General features: G+C 39.3%; 1 protein-coding gene. It reads right to left on the reverse strand.

Annotation, left to right across the window (positions count from 1 at the left end):
- The coding region (locus TW85_RS25195; RefSeq protein ID WP_046019893.1) for an Ig-like domain-containing protein at positions 1 to 748 on the reverse strand (748 nt) is incomplete at both ends.

Here is a 748-nt window from a genome sequence, read left to right on the forward strand (position 1 = left end):
AGTTGCGTTAATCACATCATCGGAAGTAATAGCGTTAACAGATACAGCACCTGCATCAGCAACAGTGTCCTTCACAATGGTTTCAGTAAATGAGTCTTCTGTATTACCCGCAGGGTCAGTCACATTAACAACTACAAATAATGTTCCATCAAGTAATGCAGCCACATCAGTAGTCACTTCAAAGTAGTCCTGGTCAACCATAATGTCACCACTATCAATAGTGATTTCATTACCTTGAGAGTCAGTGATACTAATAGAATTAACTGTTCCTCCTTGCTCGAAGAAACCACCAATTAACATATTCCCTTGTTCATCAAAATTGACAACATTATCTGAGTCAGAAGCATTATTATCTTCTACGAATACATCAACATCAGCGAATAGGTCTACTTGATACACTTCACTGCTAGTTGCCGAGAACTCATTACCGGCATCATCAGTCCCTGTAACCGTTGCTATAATTGTCGGGTTAGAGAGCGAGGTATTCGCTAAAACTGAACCCAATACTTCTACTGTGTACAAGTAATTTCCAGATTCATTCTGATCACTTGAAACTGCTGCACTACCAATCTCAACACCATCTAAAGTAATAGTTACAATATCTCCAGGTTCTGCATCATTGCCCACATAACCAGTAATAGGTACTAATACACCAGTAGCAGATTCACTCGAGTTAATAATGCCATCCGTTGTAATTGCATCAATATCAATTTGGCCAACTGCGATAGTATCTACCGTATGAGTGGAA

Source organism: Marinomonas sp. S3726 (assembly GCF_000967665.1).
Taxonomy (GTDB): Bacteria; Pseudomonadota; Gammaproteobacteria; order Pseudomonadales; family Marinomonadaceae; genus Marinomonas.